Below are 25904 nucleotides of genomic sequence, written 5' to 3'. Positions count from 1 at the left end.
AAAACGATTATTTACACTTCAACAACGTTCGCGTTGGTTAAATTAACTTGACGCACTATGCGATTAATTTGCATTTTTAAAATAGCACTATTAACTTCAAATGTAATTTCTTTAAAACCTGTTTCTTTGTATAAATTAAAACTAGCTGCTAGTTGCTCCAGCATATCAGGTGTCTCTACTTGCATTTCTTTGCAATCTACCACTAATTCGTATACAGATGTTTTAATGTCGCTGACAGTTTGACTGTAATCATTGAAGAATCGTTGAACTGCCTCCAGTTCTGCTTTACCAGATACAAAAAGAAAGACTTTTTTCTCTTTTGCGTCTACAGTGATAGTATAACTACCTTTTGATGAAATGGACATATGTATAACTTTCCCTTCCTAAAAAAAATATAATTGTACAGAATTTTATTATACCATTTAAGAGAAGGTTCACAATGAAAAAAATGAATAAAGTGGATATTTTTAAATCAAGGAAAGTAAAAAAAGGCGAAAATAAGCTTAGATTCTGTATTCATATGCATAACTAAAGCATAGACCAGCATGTTGGAAATTTTTATCACAAGACTGAAACCATGTTATACTATATAAAATAAGTAGATGAAAATAGAAAAGAGGGATAGAATGACTGCTTTTAAGCAAGCAACATCCATTGAAGAAGTAAGACGATTTATTGAAGAGAATCAATTGGCTTTTGTGTATATTTCAAGAGAAGATTGCAGCGTTTGCCATGCAGTTCGGCCTCAAGTACAAGATATTCTCAAGAATTATCCACGCATCCAGTCTATCCAAGCAGATGCAGATCAAATTCCAGAAGTAGCTGGAGATTTTACAGTTTTTAGCGTACCGGCATTGTTACTGTTTGTAGAAGGAAAAGAACTGATTCGAGAAGCCCGATTTGTCAACATGGAAAATTTAAATCGTCAGTTCAGCCGAGTGGTCGAAAATTACTGATTGTTAATGAGTTCGTAAGCCATTCATATTGTTTTACAAGGTGTTTTGATGACTGCTAAGATAGAGCAGTAAACACATTGAAGGGAATGAAGACAATGAATAAATCTATTCCAACATATACACTGAATGACGGTCAAGAAGTACCGGTTATTGGACTGGGAACGGTCGGGATAAAAGGAGCTAAGGGAGTAAATGAGGTCTTAGATGCTCTGGATAATGGGTATCGGTTGATCGATACATCCACGAATTACAATAATGAAGGAATGGTTGGAGAAGCTATTCGCCGAAGTTCCGTACCGCGTGATCAAATTTTAGTCAGCTCAAAATTACCTGGTGCTAAACATAAATACGAAGACGCGATTCAAATGATCCAAGAATCTTTGTATCGTATAGGCATCGACTATTTTGACAAATATTTGATTCACTGGCCATTGCCTAAACAAGATCAATATGTAGAAGCATGGCAAGCACTTGTAGATGCACAAAAATTCGGCTTGATTCGTTCCATCGGAGTATCTAATTTCCTGCCGGAACATTTAGACCGCATCATTGAGGAAACAGGTGTAACTCCGGCTTCCAATCAAATCGAGCGTCATCCATATTTTACAAACAAACGTGTTATAGAGTACAACAAAGAACACGGTATTTTAACAGAAGCCTGGAGTCCATTTGGCCGGGAAATCAATGATTTGTTAGAAAATGAAACTATTGCTTCACTAGCTGAAAAGCACAAGAAATCTGTTGGGCAAATCATTTTGCGGTGGAATTATCAAGAACAAATTTTGTCCATTCCTAAAGCTTCCAGCAATAAGCATCAAAGAGAAAATATAGATATTTTCGATTTTGTTTTAAGCGCGGAAGAAATGAAGAAGATCGACGGATTGGACAAAGGGTTAGACGGTTTGGTTGAAGGACAACATCCAAATGAATACGAAGAGTTTGATTAACGAGCAAAAAATACCAGCCGAGATAATATTTCTCGGCTGGTATTTTACTTAGTTGGATCTGATGGTTTAAATTATGCCCACTCACCATTACGGAAAACAGGAACTGTTGAACCGTCTGCTTTGATTCCATCGATATTCATATCTTTTGAACCAATCATAAAGTCCACATGAACAGTAGAGCGGTTTAATCCGGCTGCTGCTAATTCTTCTTCAGACATTTCAGTTCCGCCAACGATGTTGAACGCATAACCTGAACCTAAAGCTAAGTGGTTTGAAGCATTTTCGTCAAATAGCGTATTGAAGAAAGTCAAACCAGATTGAGAAATAGGAGATTGGTTAGGAACTAATGCTACTTCACCTAAACGAGCAGCTCCTTCATCGGTTTCGATCAAACGTTTTAACGTTTCTTCTCCTTGAGCTGCAGTAACTTCTACAACTTTACCATCTTTGAAAGTGAATTCCATGTCTAAGATAGTTGTTCCTGCGTAACTTAACGGTTTAGTACTGCGCACTACACCATCAACACGGTTAGCATCTGGAGCAGTAAACACTTCTTCAGTCGGCATGTTCGCCATGAAGCGTTCGCCGCGAGCGTTCAAGCTTCCAGCACCTTCCCAACGGTGACCAGCAGGCAACCCGACAGTTAAGTCAGTACCAGGAGCCGTATAGTGTAAAGCAGTGAATTGTTGCGCGTTCAATTCTTCAGCTTTTGTTTCCAGCGTAACGTCTTTTTCTTTCCAAGTTGCGATAGGATCTTCATCATAAATATGAACAGCTTTAAAGATAGCATCCCATAAAGCGTCAACTTGTTCTTCAGTTGTTTCTAGTTCAGGGAAAACTTTAGCAGCCCATTTAGCACCTGAAGCTGCAGCTACTAACCAGCTTACTTTGTTTGCTTGAGTAGCTTTTCTTTGTTCAATCATTGCTTTACCCACTGCTGATTGGTAAGCAGCAATTTTCTCTGCATCGATTCCTGATAGAGCATCCGGATCAGAAGAACGAACGCTGATGCGGCTTGCGCCTTTTTCAATATGATCTAATGACTCGTCAATTTTGTATTGCGGGATATCTGTCAAACGTTCCACCGGAGTGTGTGTCATAACCTCGCGATTAATGATGTCGTCCGCCCATTTGACAATCACTTCAGTAGCTCCTAGAGCGTAAGCTTCTTTAGTGATCATACGTGCTAGTGGTGCTTGGTCTACGTCGATAGATAGAACAACTGTATGACTCTTTGATACATTGACACCAACTTCAACGATTGCACGAGCATATTTTTGTAAATTTTCTTCAAAATTTGGTAATACCATTTTTAAAATCCTCCTCATCTTAGATAACACACGATTTTACTGCAATAATTCACCTTTCTATCATAGCATAAGAAAATAAGAAAAAACAATTTGCCTGATAAAAAAATCTGAAGCTGGAACAGTTGCTAAATCTAAAGGCGTTCTGATATTATTACATAAATAACCTATGGTATAATTATTGTGCATAAGATAGAGGTTGCTTTATATAAAAATTGCCGTTATATTAATATGCATCTTGTCTTTATTACTATACAAGTGATACAATAATGATTGTCTGCTAAAGAGTAGAGGAAAAAATTGAAAAAAACGTTGGTAAATTTCTTAACCGTTTCAGAAAGAAGAACTAATCAAAATGTATTTTTATGCTAAATGAACAGCATAAAGTTTGTGTACCTTTCTAAGTCGTTTAAGAATTTTTTGTATGGATACTATAACCAAGAGGTAATACTGTAGCTGAGACTATAACTATTCCTTGAGAAAAGAAAGAATTTAGAGGTGAGGAAGATGGCAAGGAAAAAAACGATTATGAAGTCTAGTATTTTAGACACTGCATATGAAGTTGTCAGAAAAGAAGGGTTTGACGGGTTTACTGCTCGTAATATTGCAAAAGAAATGAACTGTTCTACACAACCTATTTACTTGGAATTCAAAAACATGAATGATCTAAAAAGAGAATTGATTATCAGAATAAAAGCTCATTTGACAGAAACGATCTATACTCAAGAAAGAACAGAACATCCAGTATTGAATGACGCACTCAACTATTTGTATTTTGCAAAAGAGGAATCTACTTTCTTTAAAGCGTTGTACTTGGAGAACCGCTTAGATGCAAAAAAAGTCTACACTATTTCACGTGATGTAGTGCTTGATTCATTTAATGAAGTATCTGAAACAAAAGAGTTGACGGAAAAAGAAAAAGAAAAAGTCTTCGGTTTATTTTGGTCCAGTGTACACGGAGGAGCTTCATTTATTGCTCAAGAACTAGTTCCGCTTCATGAAGAAGATTTGATCCAATATTTAAACCAAGCATTCCAAACCAGCTTAAAACTTGTCCAATAGGCTAAAAACTAAAAAACTCAACGTCCTGATGACGTTGAGTTTTTTAGTTTGCAGCAGCTTTTTCAACTAATGATTTGCTGAAGGCTACTAATTTATTGATGTCTTCTTCTTCCGGATCCAGATCTACTTTGACACTTTCTGCGCCTTCTACAGCACCAACAGATTTGAATTGTTCTGTAAAATCATCCACAGACTGGCAAAATTTTTCATAAAAGGTATCTCCTGAACCAAACGTCCCAAAAATTTTTCCTGTTAAATCTACCTCTGACAACTCTTCATAGAAGTCCTCGATCTCATCCGGCAAGTTGGCATCTGTCCCGTAAGTATAAGTAGCGACCAAGCACAAATCTACATCTAGAAAGTCATGAGGATCAGCTTGCATGCTTTCTACAACTTCAACATCTACATCCAAGTCTGTTAAGGCTTCTTCAACAATATCCACGCATTGAGCTGTATTTCCTGTTAAACTTGCATATACGATCAAGGCTTTAACCATTCTGTTTTCATCCCTTTGTGTATAGTTTCTCAAGCTAGTATATCAAATTTTATCTTCCAGTACCAATAGGAATCTTAGAAGAAATGAATGAAGGGATAAAGCGCATAATCTAGTAGTTGCATAAGTAAAAAAATGTTCATAATAAGGCGTTAAAAATAACGTATAATAAGAGCAAAATTATGCTAAGATGAAAAGGAAATCAACTTTGAGCGCTAGGGGGAAAGAGCGTGTTTAATTTAGATACGATCCATTCATTTACTGAAACTGAGAGAGTGCTTTACGACTATATTATGCAGCATAAAGATACGGTCTATTATATGCGTGTTCGCGACTTAGCGGAAGCAGCACACTTTTCACCGGCGTCTGTTATCCGCTTGATGAAAAAAAGCGGGTATGAAAGTTTCGCAGAGTTTAAGCTGGAGATTCGAAATCAACACAAACAAGTAGAGCAACAAGCTGTTTTTGATACGAAAGAAATCGTGGATGAGTTTTTCAATCGCACATTGAGCAATGACTACAATAAGCAGTTAGATAAAGCGGTAGAAATGATTCATACTGCGGGACTAGTGATTTTTCTAGGGATTGGAACCTCAGGTATTTTAGCGGAATATGGATCCAGACAGTTTTTTAATCTAGGGCAGCGGACATTCTTTGTAAAAGATCCTTTTTATCCGCTAGGGCACTCTAGAGAAGACTTTACAGATTCGGTGGCAATTATTTTGTCGGTCTCTGGAGAAACAGAACAAATATTGGAACAAACGGAGATATTGATCGAACGGGGAAGCAAGATCATTAGTATCACAAATACTTCTGGAAATACATTAGCAAAACATTCCGATGTAAATCTGGCGTATCATTTAACCCCAGAAACGATCAATAAAACGGTCAATATTACTTCTCAAGTTCCTGTAGCCTATTTAGTTGAAACTTTGGCACGAAAAAACTACGCAAAAAGGCAAAACCGCATTTGAAACACTGTGTTTCAAATGCGAAACATGTTCCAATTAAATGAAACCGCATCCATAAAATTAAAAACAGATTGTTTTATTTGTAAAAACGGTTACAATAAAAAGTGTAATAAATGAAAAATTGAGGTGAGGAAATGGAACACAAAAAATTAGTCCCTTTTCCTGAAGACTTTCTATGGGGATCTGCTTCTGCAGCCTATCAAGTAGAGGGTGCGATGGAAGAAGACGGTAAAGGATTGTCTGTTTGGGATGAATTTGTAAAAATCCCAGGTAAAACATTTAAAGAAACCACAGGAGAGGTAGCAGTAGATCACTACCATCGCTATAAGGAAGATGTTCAGTTGATGGCTGAACAAGGCTTGAAAGCGTACCGTTTTTCTGTTGCATGGAGTCGAGTGATTCCGGATGGAGATGGAGAAGTAAACGAAGCAGGACTTCAATACTACGAAAACCTGATTGATGAATTGCTGGCTCATAACATTGAACCAATCGTTACATTGTATCATTGGGATATCCCACAAGCTCTGCAAGACAAATATAATGGGTGGGAATCTCGCCAAGTGATTGAAGATTTCACTCGTTACTCTACAATTTTATTTGAACGTTTCAATGGGAAAGTAAACTATTGGGTAACGTTGAATGAGCAAAATGTTTTTACATCACATGGGTATATGATGGGCAGTCATCCACCAGGTGTCAAAGATCCAAAACGTTTTTATGAAGCCAATCATATTGCCAACTTGGCAAATGCTTCAGTGATCAAAGCGTTTAGAGAACTGGAGATCAAAGGAAAAATCGGACCAAGCTTTGCTTATGGACCAACTTATGCGTTAGATTCTAAACCAGAAAATCAATTAGCTGCAGATAACAACGAAACCTTTAATGCCCATTTTTGGATGGATGTTTATGTGTTTGGGAAATATCCAAAGCTGGCAATGAAATGGTTAGAAGAAAATAATTTAGCGCCTACGATCGAAGAGGGAGATTACGCTTTATTAGCAGAAGGAAAACCGGATTTTATGGGCTTAAACTATTACCGCAGTTCAACTGTAGAACACAATCCGTTAGATGGTGTTTCTGAAGGTAAAATGAATACGACCGGAGAAAAAGGTTCGACTGAAGCGGGTGGAGTACCTGGACTTTACAAAGGAACAGATAATCCTTTTGTAGAGAAAACGAACTGGGATTGGGATATTGATCCAACTGGATTGCGGATTGGTATGCGCCGAATTGACAGCCGCTACGAATTGCCTATATTGATCACGGAAAATGGTTTAGGAGAATACGATACATTGGAAGAAGATGGTTCAATCCATGATACATATCGAATTGACTATCTAAAAGCCCATGTACAAGCAATCCAAGAAACGATCTCCGATGGAGTAGAAGTATTAGGTTATTGTACTTGGAGCTATACAGACTTATTGAGCTGGCTGAACGGCTACCAAAAACGTTACGGTTTTGTTTATGTCGATCGAGAAGAGAACGACGAAAAAGAACTGAAACGCTACAAAAAAGACAGCTATTACTGGTATAAAAAAGTCATTGAAAACAATGGAGTAACAGATTAAAAATCATTTCTTCGCTCTTCAGTGGGGCTTTTAGCCTCACTGATCGAAGGGGGGCAACAAGTTTAGAGTCAGTGTTCATTCGACATACCGCAGAAAAGATTTTCTTTAAAGGGATAGGAATTATATTGTTACTTATTGGAGGGAAACCACATGAGCTTTATGGACAAATTTGAAGGCGCATTAGAAAAAACCTTAGTGCCCTTATCAATTAAGTTAAACAGCCAAAGACACATCGGAGCTGTACGTGATGCATTTATTCTAGCTTTTCCATTAACAATGGCAGGATCATTGATCCTATTACTCAATTTTGCTGTATTATCCCCAGACGGATTCATCGCTTCATTATTGAATTTAGAAAGTATTTTTCCCAACTTAGCCGAAGCACAAAATATTTTTTCACCCGTTGTCCGTGGAACGAATGATGTCTTATCTATCTTCATCGTCTTCATGATCGCAAGAAACTTAACTGAAACATATAAGCAAGATTCTTTATTAGGTGGATTGACAGCGATTTCAACATTCTTTATTCTGTATCCGCCATATCAAAATGTTGAAGGTGCGAACTACTTAGCTACACAATACATAGGCGCTCAAGGATTATTTGTTGCTATGATCGTCGGATTGTTAGTTGGGGAAATTTTCAGCCGTTTGTCTTTAAATAAACGCTTAAAAATCAAAATGCCGGAGCAAGTACCTCCAGCTGTAGCCCGTTCGTTCTCTGTATTGATTCCGATCATTTTGATCTTGATGCTTTTCTCAGTGATCAATTATGTAGTGACTTTATTCTTCCCAGATGGAATCAATCAATTGATTTACTCATTAATTCAAGCACCACTAACAAATATTGGTGGAAACGTATTTGCGGTTATCATTTTAGCACTAGTTTCTAACATGTTATGGGTGTTGGGAATTCATGGACCAAATACCATCGCAGCGATTCGTGATCCTATCTTCTCACCGATGGGAATTGAAAACTTGAACTATATTGCTGAAAAAGGAACAACATGGGGCGTTCCTTATCCAATCAACTGGGGTTCTATGAACGATGGTTTTGCGAACTACGGTGGTAGCGGAATGACTCTTGGATTGTTGATTGCTGTGTTCTTAGTGTCAAAACGTAAAGATTACCGCAACATTGCTAAATTATCTTTTGCTCCTGGTCTATTCAACATCAATGAGCCAGTAGTATTTGGACTTCCAATCGTATTGAACCCAATCATGATCATTCCTTTTGTATTGACTCCGATCATCAACATTTTGATAGGATATTTCTTTATTGTGAGTGAAATCATACCTCCAATAGGTTATTCAGTACCTTGGACAACTCCAGGTCCGCTGATCCCGTTCTTAGGAACAGGCGGTAGCTGGGGAGCATTAGCTGTTGGGTTCTTATGTTTAGGAGTATCTGTTTTGACATACATGCCATTTGTTTTAGCAACTAATAAAGCAGCTGTAAAAATGGAAGAAATGGATAACGCACAAGATACTACTAGTAGTGTAGAAGCTTAATATTTGAAAAACTATCTGTCTGAAAACCTCAGACGGATAGTTTTTTCACTAAGGAGGTTACGATCAAATGAATGCAGTTTGTTTTGATATTGGAGGAACAGCTATCAAGTATGCATTAGTTTCCCAAAATAAAGGAATTGCCCATCAAGGAAAAATCACTACGCCTTACGACCTTACTACATTTCAAAAAGTGATTGCGGAAGTCGTAGAAGAATACGCTGCAACAGATGAAATAACGGCGGTTGGTATCAGTATGCCAGGTTACATCAATCCCCAAACGGGATATGCTGAAAGAGCCGGTGCGTTAGCTTATCTAGACCACAAAAATATCATTGATGTGCTGAGCGAGAAAATTTCGTTCCCGATTTACATAGAAAATGATGCAAGATGCGCAGCGTTAGCAGAGCGGTACTCGGGAAATGCTCAAGGATTGGACAACTTTATTGTGATGACGATCGGTACGGGTATCGGAACTGCTTTTTATTTGAACGGCAGTTTGTATCGAGGAGCATCTTTCAAAGCTGGAGAATTCGGACATTCTAGAATCGATTATCAAAAAAGACCACAGCACACTATGCACGATATTTTTTCGACACGCATATTAGTAGAAGAATATAAAAAGCACATGAAGATACCTGCTCCGGCGGTCGTCACCGGTGAAGAAGTATTTGAAACGGCTAAGTTGGATCCTGAAGTAGAAGAAATGATTCAAGGATGGGTACAGTGGGTGTGTGTAGGGATATATAATCTGGCATGTACCTTCAATCCAGAAAAAATCTTGATTGGAGGAGGAGTCAGTGCGAATCCAGAGTTGTTGCCGAGGATCGAACGACAACTGTCTCAGGTTGATGAACGATGGATCACAGATTTTTATACAGTGATCGAACCCTGTAAATATTTAAATAATGCAGGTATCTTAGGAGCTTTTTATTTTGTGGAACAACAATTAGAAAAACAAACCGTTAAAGGAGAGAGCTGAATGGCCATTCTATCAGGATCATTTCAATCGCGTGAATTGTTTCGAAAAGTTAGTTTTACGGCAGTCATTCCAACGAGTACACGATCTATTTATGAAGCTAAAATAGAAAATGAAGAGGAAGGCAAACCTCTAAAGACGTTATATTTATTGAATGGATGGGACGGAAATCATGAAGATTGGCTGCATAATACGCGTATAGCGGAATTAGCTATCAAGTATCATGTGGCTGTCATTATGCCGGATGGGCAAAACAGTTTTTACGCTGATCATCCCAATGGGGATAATTATGGTGCTTATATAGGGGAAGAGTTGGTACAGGAAACAAGGAAATTGTTTCATTTGTCGACGAAAAAAGAAGATACAGCTATAGGAGGTCTGTCGATGGGAGGATACGGGGCTTTAAGAAATGGGCTCAGCTACTTGGAGACGTTCGGTACGATCATAGCTTTGTCAAACAAAGTCCTGACCAAAAGTTCAAAGGAGCATTTTGATGCTGCTTATCCTATTTATCAAAGGCTTCAAGCCATAGTCCAAACAGACAGAGCTGAAAAGATGCCTGATGAGATGGATATTGAGTCGTTGGTTTTAAACGCATTGGAACAACCAGAGAAAAAACCGGACTTGTATTTGGCATGCGGAACAGAAGACGATATTTTCCAAGAAAATAAAAAGTTGCATCAGTTTTTGATGACACACGGCTATCAGCATAAATATATAGAAGCACCCGGGAAACATGATTGGGATTTTTGGAATACAACCATCAAAGACAGTATGGAGTGGTTGTATGGAGAAAGCAAAAACTAGTCAAACTAACGGTCCTTGTTAGGAGAAAACCTCTCTTAATAAGGATTTTTTTATTTACGTTAAATTTGTAAATACAATTTTATCATAAAGCTTTACAATTCAATTGGAAGGGGTAACAATAATGGTGTCAAAAAAAGGAGGAAAGACAAAATGGAAGAAAGTAAATGGGTCTGTATGTTAGGTAATTTCGCAGCAAAAGTCAACAGTTACAAATACATCATCGCCATCAAGAATGCTTTTACGATGTTATTACCGGTCATCATTACCGGTGCATTTGCAACCTTGATCTCAAATATGGTGTTTGGAACTACAAGTGGTTTAGCAGCTATCAATGGGTTCGGTTTTCTAGAAAATTTAAAACCGATAACGGACTCGATCAGTTATGCTACATTGAACTTTTTAACGATTAGTGCGGTATTTTTGATCGGTATGGAGTTGGGGAAATTAAACCAGTTAAAAGGATTTTTCCCAGGGTTATTGGCGGTTATCAGTTACATAACCATTATCCCGAAAACGATTGAAACATTGGTCAATGAATCGCCTGTAGAAGTGGTAGATGTGATCGCTAAACAATATACCAACAGTTCAGGATTATTTTTAGGCATGTTTGTAGCTATTTTATCTATCGAATTGTTTAGCTGGTTGCAGAGACAAGATAAGTTGAATATTCACATGCCTGATTCAGTGCCTTCTAATGTGTCAGCGAGTTTTTCAGCATTGGTTCCTACGATTTTAACAATCACCATTATTTCTGCACTAGGTTTTGCGGTGTTGTCTCTGACAGGTATGACCCTTTACGATATCATTTACACGATCGTTCAAGAACCATTATCTAATCTAGTATCAGGATTGCCGGGAATATTATTGTTGATGTTTGTATCGCAAGTCTTTTGGGTAATCGGTATTCATGGAAATCAAATCATCAAACCGATTCGCGAACCGATTCTATTAGCTGCCATCGCAGAAAATACTGCAGCATTTGAAGCGGGAGAAGCGATTCCTAACATCATCAACATGCCTTTTTGGGATATTTATATGAGCGTGGGGGGATCAGGAGTAACTTTTGGTCTGTTGATCGCTATTTTCATCGTCAGCAAACGGGAAGATTACCGTTCAATCTCTAAATTATCTTTTGCTCCAGGAATTTTTAATATCAATGAACCAATGATTTTTGGATTGCCGATCATGCTGAACCCGGTCATGGCGATTCCATTTATTATCACACCATTAATAACAGGGGTAATTGGTTACTTTGCAACAGCTATCGGGTTTGCCGGTCCAGCTGTAGTTATGATTCCATGGACAACTCCGCCAATCATCAGTGCTTACTTGGCAACAGCTGGAAGTCTTGGGGCTGTAGCGACACAATTGATTTGTATCGCAGTTGCCACATTGGTTTACTTGCCATTTGTCAAAGCATCAAATGTGACTAAAAGAGTCGATGAAGTAGAAGAAGTACCGCAAGAACAAAACTAAAGGAGAGATTTTGTGTTTAAAACAATACCAGAGAATTTTATTATCGGAGCTGCCTCTTCAGCGTGGCAGACAGAAGGATGGAAAGGGAAAAAAGAAGGACAAGATTCTTATTTGGATACATGGTATAAAAATGAGCGTCATGTCTGGCATGAAGGTTATGGACCAGGAGTAGCTACCAATTTTTATGAACGCTACGGAGAAGATGTAGCTTATATGAAAGAAATCGGCCTTACGCATTACCGTACGTCGATCAATTGGGCTCGTTTCTTTACCGACTATGAAACATTGGAAGTGGATGAAGATTATGCTCAACATATAGATGATGTCATTGATGCTCTTCTTGAAGCCGGTGTAGAACCAATTCTTTGTCTGGAGCATTATGAGTTGCCGACTGCCTTGCAAGAAAAGTATGATGGATGGAGTTCTAAAAAAGTAGTGGAGCTGTTCGTTGGATATGCGGAGATTGTATTTGAACGGTATGCTGATCGTGTCAAACAGTGGTTTACCTTCAATGAGCCGATCGTTATCCAAACCCGCGTCTATCTAGATGCGATCCGTTACCCTCATGAACAAAATACGAAAAAATGGATGCAATGGAACCATCATAAAGTTCTCGCAACTACAAAAGTAGTAGAACTATATCATCGAAAAAACTACGACGGCGAAATCGGTATTGTATTGAATCCTGAGGTCACTTATCCGCGTTCTTCTTCTCAAGCAGATAAAAAAGCTGCTGAGATGTATGATTTATTTTATAACCGTGTTTTCTTAGATCCATTGGTCAAAGGAGCTTATCCGGAAGAACTATTTTTAAAAATGGCCGAACATGACATCACTTTTGATTACACACAAGAAGAATTGGACATTATCCGTGAAAATACAGTAGATTATTTAGGAGTCAATTTGTATTTCCCACATCGTGTCCAAGCGCCTAAACATAAATGGAATGAAAACACACCATTCCATCCAGCTTATTACTTCGATTCATTTGAGCTGCCAGGCCGTCGAATGAACAAATCCAGAGGATGGGAAATTTACCCGCAAATCGTTTACGATATGGGAATGCGTTTGAAAGAAGAGTATGGAAACATTCCGTGGATTTTGACAGAAAACGGTATGGGGATCGAGAATGAACACTTATTCATGAATGAGGACGGTGTCGTTCAAGACGACTACCGCATTGAGTACATTACTGAACACATGAGTTGCTTATTAGATGCTTATGAAGCAGGATCGAACTGCCGTGGATATATGCTGTGGGCCTTTACCGACTGTGTGTCGCCAATGAATGCTTTCAAAAATCGTTATGGTTTAGTGCGGATCGATTTGGAAAACAATCGAGCTCGTTCGCTGAAAAAATCAGGTTTTTGGTATAAAGACGTGATCTCAAGTAGTCGATTAGAAGTACCAGACGTTCCAGAGTACAAGTAGACACTCGTTTACCCCCAGCAAGAGTTGAGAGAAATCTTTCAACTCTTGCTTTTTTGTGTAGGAGGGGCTACAATCCTCTATAAAAATTTGCGTTCCTTTATCTAGAAAGAAGAGATGCAACAGGGAATACAAAAGGCAAATGGCTAAGCGGAGTGTTTGAATTTGTCTATACAAATCAAAACACTGTCGTTTAAACTTATACAAATTCATGCTATACTAAAAAAGCAGTTATCTCATGAAGTTAGGTGAATGAAATGGTCAAATACAAAGAAGTAGCAAATGAAATTCGTAAGCGAATCAAAAACGGGTCGTATCCCCTTGAAAAACGAATGCCTGATCAAACATCATTAGCAAAAGAGTTCCACACAAGTCGTGTGACAATAAAAAAAGCTCTAGACTTGCTGACTGTCGCAGGATTAGTGTACACTATCCAAGGTTCTGGAACATATATTAAACAAAACGCTTTTCAATTAGCGGAATCGAGTATTCGCATCGGTCAAAACGTTGGATTGACCGCTCAAGTAGATGACAGCATGAATTTGGAGAACAAAACCATCAAATTTGATGTACGCTTTCCAACTGAAGAAGAGTGTGAGCAGTTGTTGTTGAAAAAAGAAGACCCGGTCTATGAAATCGAGCGGCTGCGTATTTTAAATAAGCAGCCTTATTCTTTGGAACATTCCATATTGCCTTTGTCGCTTGTACCAGGCGTGACAAATGATGTGTTGCAAAAATCCATGTATGATTACATCAGAAATGAGCTGGGTATCGTATTTGGTGAAAATCGCCAGACTATTCGGGCAGCTCAGCCGGATGAATTAGATAAAGAATTTTTGCAATGTGAAGACGATGAACCTGTACTGGAAGTGACGAAAGTGATGTTCACTTCGAGTGGAACACCATTGGAATTTTCTAAAGTACGTCATCGATTTGACATGGTGGAGATGTCGTTTGTCAATTTAAATACTGAGATCTACTAGGCTTTAGAATAAGGATGTTGAGGGTTTCATGTTGTTGTAGGAGAATGAGAAAGAAGACTTTCTCTTCACAACCTTCAAAAATGCGTTATAATAGATAAGAATGGTATAGTGCAAAAAATAGAAAAGAGGAATAAGAGTGATTACATTAAAGTCAAAACGCGAAATTGATGCAATGGACGAATCAGGTACATTGTTGGCCAATATGCATATCGCATTGCGTGATTTTATCAAGCCAGGAATTACAAGCTGGGATATTGAAGAGTTCTGTCATAAATACATCGTTGACAATGGAGCCATTCCTGAACAGATTGGGTTTGAAGGGTATGAATACGCTACTTGTGTGAGTATCAATGATGAAATCTGTCATGGTTTCCCGCGCAAAGAAAAACTAAAAGATGGAGACTTGATTAAAGTCGACACTGTTATCAATTTAAAGGGTGCTTTAAGTGATTCTTGCTGGAGCTATGTAGTCGGGAAATCGACTCCAGAATTAGATAAATTGATGGAAGTAACTCGTACCGCTTTATACAAAGGAATCGAACAAGCACAAGTAGGCAATCGTATTGGAGATATTGGACATGCGATTCAATCTTATGTAGAACCAGAAGGGTTTTCAGTTGTACGTGAATTTATTGGACATGGTGTTGGACCAACTCTTCATGAAGCTCCATCTGTTCCTCACTACGGAGATCCAGGTAAAGGCCTTCGTTTGAAAGAAGGAATGGTCATTACGATTGAACCGATGATCAATACAGGAACATGGAAGTCTAAAATGGACGATAATGGCTGGACTGCTCGTACTCAAGATGGTGGAATCAGCTGTCAGTTTGAACACACATTAGCGATCACAAAAGATGGTCCGAGAATTTTAACTTCTCAAGGCGACCAATAATTTAGTTGAATAGTAGATAAGGACAGGCAAGAAAGAGATTTTTCTCTTTCTTGCCTGTTTTGCTTTTTAGAGTCTGGAGCTAAAATAAACCATAAGTCTTGTCTCAATATTCAAAAAGTCATATTGATTAGTTTTTAGCAGACTTTTGGTATAATAAAGTATCATCAAAAAAAGGGGCAGCTTATGAAAAACAGATTATGGTATGTTGATTTGATACGAGTGGTATCTATTTTTTTAGTTATCGTAGTACATATTTCTTCCAGCAATTTTGATTGGTACCAACCTAATTCAGCTGAGTGGCAAATCATCAATGCCTATGACTCTGTGGCTCGAATCTGCGTTCCATTATTCGTCATGATCAGCGGAATCTTTTTTCTCGACCCGAAAAAAGAAATCGGTATTCGTAAGTTATACCGAAAAAATATTTGGCGTATCGTGAGGGTCTTCCTTTTTTGGTCATCTTTCTATGCTATTTTTATGGCATTTTACCCATTTAATTCATTTTCTATGGATCAAATGGACGAAACGATGAACCGATTTATTGAAGGTCACTTTCATTTATGGTTTTTATTCCGGATCGTAGAACTCTATATTATGACGCCTATACTCCGTAAAATTTCAGAAGAGAAAAAACTCATGCAGTATATCATGTTGTATTGTTTTGTATTAGGATTTCTAATCCCTACGATTCGACAATTCCCGATTGGTTCAACGGTCACCATGGCAGACGATTGGATCAATTTAGACATTACTTTCGGGTATGTTGGTTACTTTTTTGCTGGAAGTTACCTTCATCGGTATGGAGTGACACCAAGAGTGAAAAAATGGATTTACGCTCTAGGAGTGATCGGATTGTTAACGACGTTTTTAGGAACCGGACTTTTATCTATAGAGGCAGGGAGACCAGTGGGGTGGTTATATGAATACTTGACGCCTAATGTGATGATTACTAGTTTAGCTGTATTTCTATGGTTTAAAGAGACCTTCAATCACCGCACATTCTCTAAAAGAGCACAAAAATGGATCAAAGAATGTTCGGATATCTCATTTGGAGTTTATTTGAGCCATGTATTAATCATCTTTTTACTGAACCAATTGAACATCACTACACAACTTTTAAATCCGATTTTATCGGTACCATTGCTAACAGGAATAGTAGCGATACTGGGTTACATCGTTGTAAAAATGATGTCAAAAGTACCGGGATTAAAAAAATGGATTTTATAACGGTTTCGGTTGACTATTTTTAAAAAAAGAATGATATACTAAATCGGAAAACGATTTCAACAATAGAGTGGAGGAACTAATGTGAACAAAATCAGTATAGGACAGTCAGAGTTAATGGCTTCTCAGATTTCTTTGGGAGTCATGCGCATGAATGCTTTATCTGTAGAAGAAGCAAAAACGGTCATCGAAACAGCTATCAGTGAAGGTATCGATCACTTTGACCATGCGGATATATATGGTAAAGGCGCCTCAGAAACGATATTCGGTCAAGCGTTTAAAAAGCTGGGTATTTCTCGCGATTCAGTCATTTTACAAACGAAGACAGGAATCGTGCCAGGAATCATGTATGATTTTTCAAAAGAGCACATCATCCAATCAGTAGAAGAAAGTTTGACTCGTTTACAAACGGATTATGTCGATACCTTACTGCTTCACCGACCAGATGCACTAATAGAACCAGAAGAAGTGGCAGAAGCATTTGATGAGTTGGAAAAATCTGGAAAAGTAAGAACATTTGGAGTCAGCAACCACAATCCTTTGCAAATTGAATTGCTGAAAAAATTTGTTAATCAGCCATTGATCATAAATCAATTACAATTGAGCTTGACTCATACGCCGATGATTGATGCCGGATTGAATGTGAACCGAATGGAAGCCGGATCTGTCTTGCATGAGGGACAATTAATTGATTACAGCCGAATAAACGATATGACGATTCAACCATGGTCTCCATTCCAATCAGGAAATGGGAAAAAAGGATTGTTCTTTGACCATCCCGACTATCTTGAACTGAACAAAGTGGTTGATGAAATGGCTAAAGAAAAAGGAATGGCTCGTGAAGCCATTGCGATCGCTTGGTTATTGCGTCATCCAGCGAAGATGCAGCCGATAGTTGGTACAATGAACCCAGATCGTATCAAAGCGATCACAAAAGCAACAGAAGTTTCTTTAAGCAGAGAAGAGTGGTATAAACTTTACCTAAGCGGTGGAAAAATGTTGCCATAAAATAAAAAAATGCTCTATTCCTATGTTTATTGGAATAGAGCATTTTTTGTTTGATTTAATCAGTGTATCCATTTGGATTGTTTTCTTGCCATTTCCAAGAATCGCGGCACATTTCCTCTAAAGTGAATTTTGCTTTCCAGTCCAATTCTTTAGCTGCTTTTGATGCATCTGCGAAACAAGTGCCTATATCACCAGGTCGTCTATCAACGATTTCGTATGGCACTTTTTGACCAGTAGCTTTTTCAAAATTGTTAACGACATCTAATACACTGTATCCAACGCCAGTACCTAAATTGTATGCTTCGATTTGTTCCGTTTCTAGAACCTTGTTTACGGCTTTTAAATGACCTTTAGCTAAGTCAACGACGTGAATATAGTCACGCACACCAGTACCGTCTGGAGTGTCGTAGTCATCCCCAAATACACTTAGATGTTCTCTTTTACCAACGGCTACTTGAGTGATGTATGGCATCAAGTTATTCGGAATACCGTTTGGATCTTCACCAATACGTCCACTTTCATGAGCACCGATAGGGTTGAAGTAACGTAATAAAGCAATACTCCATTTATTATCAGATGCATAGACATCTTGCAGTATTTGTTCAATCATCATTTTAGTTGTTCCGTATGGATTGGTTGTACTTAATGGCAAGTCTTCTGTAAGAGGAGACACATTGTTCATGCCATAAACCGTTGCTGAAGAACTGAAAACTATTTTCTTCACATTGTATTGTGCCATTAATTCACACAGCACAAAAGTACCTGTCAAGTTATTGTGGTAGTACTTCAAAGGTTCAGCAACGGATTCACCAACTGCTTTATAACCCGCAAAATGAATAACGGCCTCTAATTTGTTTTCTTTAAAGACAGTTTCAAGAGCTTCTTTATCCAAAATATTAACTTCATAAAATTTAAAGCTTTTACCAGTGATTTCTGTGATACGGTTTAAAACTTCTGGTTTGCTGTTTGAATAATCGTCTGCAATAACTACTTCATAACCTGCATTTAATAATTCTACCACTGTATGGCTGCCAATATACCCGGCTCCGCCTGTAACTAAAATTGACATATTCATCCTTCTTTCTGGTTTTAAAAGTTGGTTTAAATCAATGTTTGATTTTTTGTAAGCATACTGCTATCACGAATTTTGGCAAAGCCAGCATCCGTTTGAATCTGGTGGGCTGTTTAATCAGCCTGTAAAACCACTCTAAATTGTGTTTTAAATAGAATTCAGGTGCGCGTTGAGATGTTCCCGATAACACATCGAAACTTCCACCAACACCCATTAAGAAACCTTTATCTGCTATTTCAAGATACTGGCTGATCCAAAGTTCTTGTTTAGGGAAACCTAAAGCTGCAAAAACCATATCAGGATTTTTTTGCTTAACTTCTTCCAAAACTTTTTCATCCTTAAGATCAAAGTAACCGTCACGATACCCAACAATATCAATATTCGGGTATTGAGTAGCAACGTTACTAACTGCCTTTGTGACAACTGATTCCTTAGCACCTAAAAAGTAGACTTTTAACGCTTTTTTATCTGCTTCTGCCAACAACTCCAGCAAAAGTTCATAACCTGGGACTCGTTCTTTCAAAGGTTTGCCCAGAATCTGAGCACCTTTTACAATACCAATTCCATCTGGAATTACCATATGAGCGTGTTCTAAAATCTTCATATAAGAGGAATGGTTTCGAGCGTACATGACGATTTCAGGATTTGCAGTTACTGCAAAAGTTTTTTCTTGTTTTTCAATCCGAGATAAAATCTCAAAAACAAATTCTTGTTTTGTTTTGTTAATAAATTCGACGCCTAATATATTTACTGATGTATCTGTCATAAGTTATTTCTGTCCTATCTATCCAGTAAAATGTGTTATTTCTCTAACACTATACCATTAAAATACAATAGTGTTAACAAGAAAAATGAATCAAAAGACTAAAAAAAATGCTTTTCCAATCTAGTAAGAAAAAGCAGAGAGTTCAGAATGTAATCGTTTTATGGTACTATAGAGTGGATAATTAAAGAAAGCAGTTAATGAATGGAGAGATTAAACGATGAAAACAAAAATTGCTGTCATTGGGGCAGGTTCTTGGGGAACCGCTCTAGCTAAAGTGCTGGAAGAAAATGGACATGAGCCGATTTTATACAGTAACGTAGAAGAGCAAATCAAAGAAATTAATGAACAACACACAAATAAGACTTTTTTACCCGAATTGGTTATATCAAAAAATATCAAAGGAACTACTCATTTAAAAGAAGCTTTAGAAGGCGCACAAGTGGTATTATTTGTTGTACCGACAAAAGTTACCCGTATGGTAGCTAAGCAAGTTGCGGAATTGCTGACAGATAAAGTTATTTTAGTGACAGCTAGTAAAGGTTTGGAACAACAAACGCACAAACGAATTTCTACTATCTTAGAAGAAGAAATTCCAGAAAACAAAAGAGCGGGGGTTGTAGCTTTATCCGGCCCTAGTCATGCAGAGGAACTTGCTGTAAATGACTTAACGACTATCACAGCAGCCTCATCTGACATGGATGCTGCTGAGAAAGTTCAGCAACTATTTATGAATGATTACATGAGAATTTACACAAACAAAGATATTGTGGGTGTAGAGTATGGCGCAGCCCTTAAAAACATCATTGCTTTAGGAGCGGGTGCTTTAGCGGGTCTGGGATACGGAGATAATGCTAAAGCTGCTTTGATCACTAGAGGTTTAGCTGAGATAAGCCGCTTGGGAATAGCCTTTGGAGCTGATCCACTTACGTTCATCGGGCTAAGTGGAGTTGGTGATTTAATTGTTACGTGTACGAGTATTCATTCGAGAAACTGGCAAGCGGGCAATATGATTGGAAAAGGTCATTCTTTAGACGAAGTATTAGGAAGTATGGGGATGGTTGTTGAAGGAGCTTCGACGGTTGTAGCTGCGTATGAATTAGCGAGAGAAAAAAATATCGAAATGCCGATCACTGAAGCTATCTATGATGTCTTATACAATAATGCAGATGTTAGAGAAACTATTGTAGCTTTAATGAATCGTGATCCAAAATCTGAAGCACATTCAAAAGATTAATAATAAATCATTACTCGAGACAGCCTGGAAATTATTTTCAGGCTGTCTTTTTGAGCTATTTTATTTTTTTTGAAATCAGCTATAATAAACAGTAGTTGAACAAACTATCACTTTTTTCTTAACAAATCTTAATTTTGATTAATAATAGAAAAAATTTAAATGATTCTATGCTATAATCTCATAGATTATCAAAAGTTGAAAACAAAGAAAATCTATACTACTATGTATAGGTTAGTTCAAAAGATTCACAAGTTTGAAGAAATTTATCAATCAAAGAATAGGTGAAACATGTTGGAAAACAAATTAAAAGTACGTATTGAGAATGTTACAAAACAATATGATTTATATAAGCAAAAGTCAGATAAAGTTAAAGCGCTGTTTAAGTTTTCTAGAAAAGATATTCCTACGTTTTGGGCTCTAAGAGGAGTTACTTTAGATGTATACGATGGCGAGACAGTTGGGTTGATAGGTGTGAATGGTTCAGGTAAATCAACCCTGTCCAACATCATTGCAGGAATCATACCGCCAACGACTGGAAAAGTAGAAGTTAATGGAGATACTTCTATTATTGCTATCTCTGCTGGTTTGAAAAATCAATTGACTGGATTGGAAAATATTCGATTAAAATCATTGATGACAGGTAAAACAAACCAAGAAATTGATGCAACCATCGATGATATCATTGATTTTGCTGAAATTGGAGATTTTATTAATCAACCGGTAAAGAGTTATTCAAGCGGTATGAAGTCGCGTCTTGGATTTGCCATTGCAGTTCATACGGATCCGGATATTTTGATTATCGATGAAGCCCTATCAGTTGGTGATGAGACTTTTTATCAAAAGTGTGTAGACAAAATGCTAGAATTCAAAGCGCAAGGAAAGACCATTTTCTTTGTTAGTCATTCATTGAATCAAGTCAAAAAGTTGTGTGATAAAATTGTGTGGATGCATTATGGTGAAGTTCGTATGGCAGGACCTGCGGAAGAAGTAGCTGCTGAATACAAAAAATTTAGCGATGACTTTAAGAAAAAAAGTGCAAAAGACAAAAAAGCGTATCAAAACAAACACAAACAAGACCAGAAAGACTTTGATGTTCGTGCATACTTTAAAAAACAAGAAGAACAAACAACAGACAGCAATAAATTAAAAGATTTGAATACTCAATTTGAAGAAGAAAAAGTAACCGATCGTATGAAATTGTCAACACGCTTGACGTTACTAGGTATAACATTAGCCACTGGGTTTCTAATTGGGGTGCACTTAAGCGGCAACTCACTAAGCAGTGTATTGTTTGGTGCTCAATCAGAAACTGAGCAGACACAAGAAGCAGCAGTTGCTTTTGTTGATGAAGATATAAAATTAGCAGAAACAACCGTGGCAGACATTTAACATAAATAGAGACTATATAGAAAGAAGGAGAAAGTTGGAACAAATCAAAAAAATAATATACGTATGGTTGATTAGGTTCTTCTCTCTTCTTTCTAAGCCTTTACCAGTCAAAAAAAGAATTGTTTATTTAATGAGTTTTCCGAAAAATGATAATGGTTTTCTAGAGGCTTTAATCACAGAAAACCCAACCATTGAGATCGTCATTCTTTTTGAAAAAAATTGCGAAGAAGAGGCAATAAAATTTAAAGAAGCAGGAGTTAGTCTGATACCTATCTCTTCTTCAATAGATTTTCTACGAAAAGCAGTGCCTATTCTTATGCAAGCAAAGATCATCCTATGTGACAATTACTTCCCATTTTTAGCAGGGTTGTATCCAAGCAAGGAAACAATGATCATTCAAATCTGGCATGCGAATGGAGCCATCAAACGATTTGGTTTAGAAGATCCTACGGCCTTGAAGAGAAGCTTTTTCGATCACCTTCGCTTTAAACAAGTCTACAAACGCTTTAACGAGTACATTGTAGGTTCAGAAATGATGGGGAGAGTCTTTCAAAAAAGTTACGGTGCAAGTAAAAGCAGCATAAAACCGTTGGGGAATCCTAGAACAGATATTTACTTCAATAAAGTATTAATGGATGAAAAAAGAGAGTTTTTCTTTGACCAGTACCCGGAGTTAAAAGATAAAAAAATTATTTTGTACGCTCCTACTTATCGATATGGATTAGAAGACGACTATCCCTTCGATGTTCGTCGATTATATCAAGCTTTAGGAAATGAATATGCTGTTCTAATGAAAAAGCATCCTCATGTTTTGAGTAGGCCTATTGCAAATGAGTACAAAGAATTTTTTTATGGGGATTTAAGTCAGCATAAAATTGAAGATTTACTAGTAGTTACGGATATTTTGATTACGGATTATTCCTCCGTACCTTTTGATTTTACCTTGCTCGATAATGCCAAGAATATATTGTTTTATTGCTACGACTTAGAAGAATACGATCAAATAACAGGACTGCAAAAAGATTTCAAAGAATGGGCACCTGGAGAAATCGTGCAAACGATGGATGAGTTGATCGTTCAAATAAAAAAAGAAACCTATAATGATTTTGTAGAATTTAATGATAAATGGAATACGTACAATGATGGATATGCTATCAAACATCTTATAGAGCATGTCCAACAATTATTGTAGTATCTATATGAATAAGGAGATTCAACATGAAAAATGTTATGCTTATTATAAAAGAACAAATTGATAACGTTGGAATTATAAGACGTGTATCAAAGTATGAAGAAAAAGCAACTTATCAAAGCCACTATCTAGGCTTGATGTGGCAATTTTTAAATCCTTTAATCCAAATCGGGATTTACTATCTTGTCTTCGGTTTAGGTGTTAACGGTGGACGAAACGTTGAGGGAGTCCCTTTCATTGTATGGATGTTGATCGGGATTATTGTTTGGTTTTTTGTAAACTCTAGTCTCTTAGGTGGTTCAAACAGTATATACAATAAAGTGGGAATGGTTTCTAAAATGAAATTCCCGGTCAGTGTGTTGCCATCAATCAATATGGCCAGTAATATTGTTTCTTACTGGTGGATGATGGCCATCCTTATAGTCGTTATGTTTATTTTTGGTGTTTATCCTACGATTTACTGGTTACAATATATTTACTATTTTATTTGTATGATAGCCTTTTTGTTTGCTATGGGGATTTTAGATTCAACCATCACTATTTTGGTTCGTGATTACCATATTATGCTGCAATCGATTTTAAGATTACTTTTCTATGTTTCAGGTCCTATCTGGGATATTGAAACGCGTAGTTTCCCTGACTGGTTAGTTAGAATTTTCCAGATTAACCCTGTGTATTATTTTATAGACGGGTTTAGAGATACTTTTCTTTCAAGAGAATGGTTCTGGGAAAAACCAACCTTAGCATTGATTTTCTGGGGAATTATTTCTATTATTTTGATATTAGGTACACATCTACACATGAAGTTCAGAGCCCGTTTTGTAGACTTTATTTAAATTGATTATAGTATCAAACAGAAAAATTGGAGGGAACAATGATGAGAAAAGTATTAACTTATGGAACATTCGATCTATTACACAAAGGGCATATATTATTATTACAACGAGCAGCTGCCTTGGGGGATCACTTAACAGTAGCTGTCTCTACAGATGAGTTCAACGCTATTAAAGGGAAAAAAGCTTACACATCATGGGAAGATCGCAAACTAATTTTAGAAGCATTGTCATGTGTAGATGAGGTTATTCCAGAAAATGATTGGGATCAAAAAATACGAGATGTACAAAAATATGATATTGATGTATTTGTTATGGGAGACGATTGGGAAGGAAAATTCGATTTCCTGAAAGAATATTGCCAAGTAGTGTATTTGCCGCGAACAGAAGGTATATCTACTTCTAAAATAAAAGAAGACTTGAAACAAATCAAAGCTGAAGTAGACAAAATCAGCAAAAAAATTGAAGAAGACATTGAAAGAGAGTTTTAGTAAATAATGAAGCAAAAAATAATTACTTTCGTCTTAACTCTTGTTTTTAATATTTTTAAATTACTACCGATCAAACGAGGAGTATATATTTTTGAATCACAATATGGTGGGCGATTCGATGATAATCCCAAAGCTGTTTATGATTATTTGAAAAAACAAGATAATGCTGAACATAAATTATTTTGGAGTATTCGTTACCGCGACCGTAATGTAGTGGGGGAGGAAGACGTCAACGTATTGTATCGTTTTTCTCTTCGCTGGTTGTATTACATGGCTAGAGCTGAGTTTTGGATTATTAATGCACGTATGCCGCAATGGTTGCCAAAACGGAAAGAAACAAAATACGTTCAAACGTGGCATGGGACTCCACTGAAAAAATTAGCATTAGACATGGATACTTTTGGTATGCCTGGGTCGAGTTTAGAAAATTACAAAAAGAATTTCTTAGCCGAAACTCAAAAATGGGATTATCTGGTGGCACCAAATCAATATTCTAAAGAAATCTTTAAATCTTGTTTCGCTTTTGAAAAAACGTTTATTGAAAGTGGATACCCTCGAAATGATGTTTTATACCAAAAGAATAACCCCGAAGATATTAGAGCCATCAAAGAGCGTTTAGGATTACCATTAGATAAAAAAGTTATTCTTTATGCACCAACTTGGCGCGATGATTACTATATTTCTAAAGGTAAGTATAAATTTCATGTTCCATTTGATATGAACCAGTTGATTGATGTGCTCGGCGATGATGCTGTTTTCATATTTAGAGCGCACTATCTAGTGGCTGAAAGCTTAGATGAGCTTTCGACTCATCCTAACGTATTTAATTTTTCAACGAATGTAGACATCAGTGATTTATATTTAGTTTCAGACTTACTGGTTACTGATTATTCATCGGTATTTTTTGATTACGCTAATCTTAAGAGACCGATGTTGTTCTATGCTTATGATTATGAGCATTATCGTGATAATCTAAGAGGATTCTATTTTGATTTAGAACAAGATGCACCAGGACCGTTTGTTACAGAAGAAAAAAAGTTTCTTAAAAAAATATCCACCTATATTATAGAGGAGATTTTCATAGAGACATTAGAAAAACAAGAAAAATTTTATGAAAAATTTTGTGAATGGGAAAATGGACATGCTGCCAAAAAGATAATAGATACAATTAAATGAAAATATCTTAATAGATTTTATAATGAAGTAAACCATTATCAATCAAAATGTTAAAATCAAAATTGTAAGGTACATGACTATTCAAAGTTTTGTAGTTATGATGTGAACGAGTGGAGAACAGCCGAAATTAATTGATTCGTT

General features: G+C 37.0%; 25 protein-coding genes. 20 read left to right on the top strand and 5 right to left on the bottom strand.

Annotated elements, in window-relative coordinates; genetic code table 11:
- Nucleotides 1-11 precede the first annotated feature (11 nt).
- On the bottom strand, nucleotides 12-365 hold the full coding sequence (locus tag LMF32_RS00755) for a hypothetical protein (RefSeq protein WP_230523499.1): 354 nt from the start codon (nucleotides 363-365) through the stop codon (nucleotides 12-14).
- 261 nt (nucleotides 366-626) lie between these two features.
- Between LMF32_RS00755 and LMF32_RS00750 the strand changes: the two genes are divergently transcribed.
- Nucleotides 627-956 carry a thioredoxin family protein gene (locus tag LMF32_RS00750; RefSeq protein ID WP_230523498.1) on the top strand — a complete coding sequence of 110 codons (330 nt, stop codon included), beginning with the start codon at nucleotides 627-629 and terminating at the stop codon, nucleotides 954-956.
- 95 nt (nucleotides 957-1051) lie between these two features.
- On the top strand, nucleotides 1052-1903 hold the full coding sequence (locus LMF32_RS00745) for an aldo/keto reductase (RefSeq protein ID WP_230523497.1): 852 nt from the start codon (nucleotides 1052-1054) through the stop codon (nucleotides 1901-1903).
- A 71-nt stretch (nucleotides 1904-1974) separates the two neighbouring features.
- Here LMF32_RS00745 and LMF32_RS00740 read toward each other — a convergent pair whose 3' ends face one another.
- Nucleotides 1975-3213, bottom strand: a complete 1239-nt coding sequence (locus LMF32_RS00740) for an aminopeptidase (RefSeq protein ID WP_188204872.1) — start codon at nucleotides 3211-3213, stop codon at nucleotides 1975-1977.
- A gap of 504 nt (nucleotides 3214-3717) precedes the next feature.
- On the opposite strand from LMF32_RS00740, the gene LMF32_RS00735 reads away from it, so the two are divergent.
- On the top strand, nucleotides 3718-4272 hold the full coding sequence (locus tag LMF32_RS00735) for a TetR/AcrR family transcriptional regulator (protein WP_092479506.1): 555 nt from the start codon (nucleotides 3718-3720) through the stop codon (nucleotides 4270-4272).
- A gap of 43 nt (nucleotides 4273-4315) precedes the next feature.
- Here the strand turns inward: LMF32_RS00735 and LMF32_RS00730 are convergent, their stop codons facing one another.
- Nucleotides 4316-4768: a flavodoxin gene (locus tag LMF32_RS00730; protein WP_230523496.1), complete on the bottom strand. Its 453-nt coding sequence runs from the start codon at nucleotides 4766-4768 to the stop codon at nucleotides 4316-4318.
- Between the two features lie 227 nt (nucleotides 4769-4995).
- Here LMF32_RS00730 and LMF32_RS13660 point away from each other — a divergent pair, with 227 nt between their 5' ends.
- The 11 genes from LMF32_RS13660 to LMF32_RS00675 all read left to right on the top strand — a co-directional run bounded on the left by LMF32_RS13660 (nucleotide 4996) and on the right by LMF32_RS00675 (nucleotide 17610).
- The gene (locus LMF32_RS13660) at nucleotides 4996-5739 is read left to right on the top strand and encodes a MurR/RpiR family transcriptional regulator (protein ID WP_230523495.1); all 744 of its coding nucleotides are present in this window, start codon (nucleotides 4996-4998) and stop codon (nucleotides 5737-5739) included.
- A 131-nt stretch (nucleotides 5740-5870) separates the two neighbouring features.
- Nucleotides 5871-7307 (top strand): glycoside hydrolase family 1 protein, encoded by a 1437-nt coding sequence (locus tag LMF32_RS00720; RefSeq protein ID WP_230523494.1) that lies wholly within the window; start codon nucleotides 5871-5873, stop codon nucleotides 7305-7307.
- A gap of 150 nt (nucleotides 7308-7457) precedes the next feature.
- Nucleotides 7458-8816: a PTS sugar transporter subunit IIC gene (locus LMF32_RS00715; protein ID WP_230523493.1), complete on the top strand. Its 1359-nt coding sequence runs from the start codon at nucleotides 7458-7460 to the stop codon at nucleotides 8814-8816.
- A gap of 67 nt (nucleotides 8817-8883) precedes the next feature.
- Nucleotides 8884-9795: an ROK family protein gene (locus LMF32_RS00710; RefSeq protein ID WP_230523492.1), complete on the top strand. Its 912-nt coding sequence runs from the start codon at nucleotides 8884-8886 to the stop codon at nucleotides 9793-9795.
- Nucleotides 9796-10599: an alpha/beta hydrolase-fold protein gene (locus tag LMF32_RS00705; RefSeq protein ID WP_230523491.1), complete on the top strand. Its 804-nt coding sequence runs from the start codon at nucleotides 9796-9798 to the stop codon at nucleotides 10597-10599.
- Between the two features lie 150 nt (nucleotides 10600-10749).
- Entirely contained in the window at nucleotides 10750-12075 is a 1326-nt protein-coding gene (locus tag LMF32_RS00700; RefSeq protein WP_230523490.1) for a PTS transporter subunit EIIC, read from the top strand.
- 12 nt (nucleotides 12076-12087) lie between these two features.
- Nucleotides 12088-13506, top strand: a complete 1419-nt coding sequence (locus tag LMF32_RS00695; protein ID WP_230523489.1) for a glycoside hydrolase family 1 protein — start codon at nucleotides 12088-12090, stop codon at nucleotides 13504-13506.
- A gap of 254 nt (nucleotides 13507-13760) precedes the next feature.
- Nucleotides 13761-14486 carry a GntR family transcriptional regulator gene (locus tag LMF32_RS00690; RefSeq protein WP_230523488.1) on the top strand — a complete coding sequence of 242 codons (726 nt, stop codon included), beginning with the start codon at nucleotides 13761-13763 and terminating at the stop codon, nucleotides 14484-14486.
- A 136-nt stretch (nucleotides 14487-14622) separates the two neighbouring features.
- The gene (gene map, locus LMF32_RS00685) at nucleotides 14623-15378 is read left to right on the top strand and encodes a type I methionyl aminopeptidase (RefSeq protein ID WP_230523487.1); all 756 of its coding nucleotides are present in this window, start codon (nucleotides 14623-14625) and stop codon (nucleotides 15376-15378) included.
- A gap of 183 nt (nucleotides 15379-15561) precedes the next feature.
- Complete coding sequence (locus LMF32_RS00680; protein ID WP_230523486.1) at nucleotides 15562-16605, top strand: acyltransferase family protein; 1044 nt, start codon at nucleotides 15562-15564, stop codon at nucleotides 16603-16605.
- A gap of 81 nt (nucleotides 16606-16686) precedes the next feature.
- Complete coding sequence (locus LMF32_RS00675; protein ID WP_230523485.1) at nucleotides 16687-17610, top strand: aldo/keto reductase; 924 nt, start codon at nucleotides 16687-16689, stop codon at nucleotides 17608-17610.
- Between the two features lie 55 nt (nucleotides 17611-17665).
- On the opposite strand, the gene galE is transcribed toward LMF32_RS00675, so the two are convergent.
- Entirely contained in the window at nucleotides 17666-18679 is a 1014-nt protein-coding gene (gene galE, locus LMF32_RS00670; RefSeq protein WP_230523484.1) for a UDP-glucose 4-epimerase GalE, read from the bottom strand.
- Nucleotides 18680-18716: 37 nt separating this feature from the next.
- Nucleotides 18717-19448 carry a WecB/TagA/CpsF family glycosyltransferase gene (locus tag LMF32_RS00665; RefSeq protein WP_230523483.1) on the bottom strand — a complete coding sequence of 244 codons (732 nt, stop codon included), beginning with the start codon at nucleotides 19446-19448 and terminating at the stop codon, nucleotides 18717-18719.
- 217 nt (nucleotides 19449-19665) lie between these two features.
- On the opposite strand from LMF32_RS00665, the gene LMF32_RS00660 reads away from it, so the two are divergent.
- From LMF32_RS00660 to LMF32_RS00635, 6 genes are all read left to right on the top strand, one after another.
- Complete coding sequence (locus LMF32_RS00660) at nucleotides 19666-20682, top strand: NAD(P)H-dependent glycerol-3-phosphate dehydrogenase (RefSeq protein WP_230523482.1); 1017 nt, start codon at nucleotides 19666-19668, stop codon at nucleotides 20680-20682.
- A gap of 288 nt (nucleotides 20683-20970) precedes the next feature.
- A complete protein-coding gene (tagH, locus tag LMF32_RS00655; RefSeq protein ID WP_230523481.1) occupies nucleotides 20971-22071 on the top strand; it encodes a teichoic acids export ABC transporter ATP-binding subunit TagH in 1101 nt (366 codons plus the stop codon).
- 34 nt (nucleotides 22072-22105) lie between these two features.
- Nucleotides 22106-23263, top strand: a complete 1158-nt coding sequence (locus LMF32_RS00650) for a CDP-glycerol glycerophosphotransferase family protein (protein ID WP_347401892.1) — start codon at nucleotides 22106-22108, stop codon at nucleotides 23261-23263.
- 26 nt (nucleotides 23264-23289) lie between these two features.
- Complete coding sequence (locus LMF32_RS00645) at nucleotides 23290-24099, top strand: ABC transporter permease (protein WP_230523479.1); 810 nt, start codon at nucleotides 23290-23292, stop codon at nucleotides 24097-24099.
- 41 nt (nucleotides 24100-24140) lie between these two features.
- Nucleotides 24141-24587: a glycerol-3-phosphate cytidylyltransferase gene (tagD, locus tag LMF32_RS00640; RefSeq protein ID WP_092479526.1), complete on the top strand. Its 447-nt coding sequence runs from the start codon at nucleotides 24141-24143 to the stop codon at nucleotides 24585-24587.
- A 6-nt stretch (nucleotides 24588-24593) separates the two neighbouring features.
- The gene (locus tag LMF32_RS00635; RefSeq protein WP_230523478.1) at nucleotides 24594-25763 is read left to right on the top strand and encodes a CDP-glycerol glycerophosphotransferase family protein; all 1170 of its coding nucleotides are present in this window, start codon (nucleotides 24594-24596) and stop codon (nucleotides 25761-25763) included.
- Nucleotides 25764-25904 lie beyond the last annotated feature (141 nt).

This window comes from Desemzia sp. C1, from assembly GCF_020882875.1.
Lineage (GTDB): Bacteria > Bacillota > Bacilli > Lactobacillales > Carnobacteriaceae > Desemzia > Desemzia incerta.
This window is presented reverse-complemented; position numbering and strand designations above follow the sequence as displayed.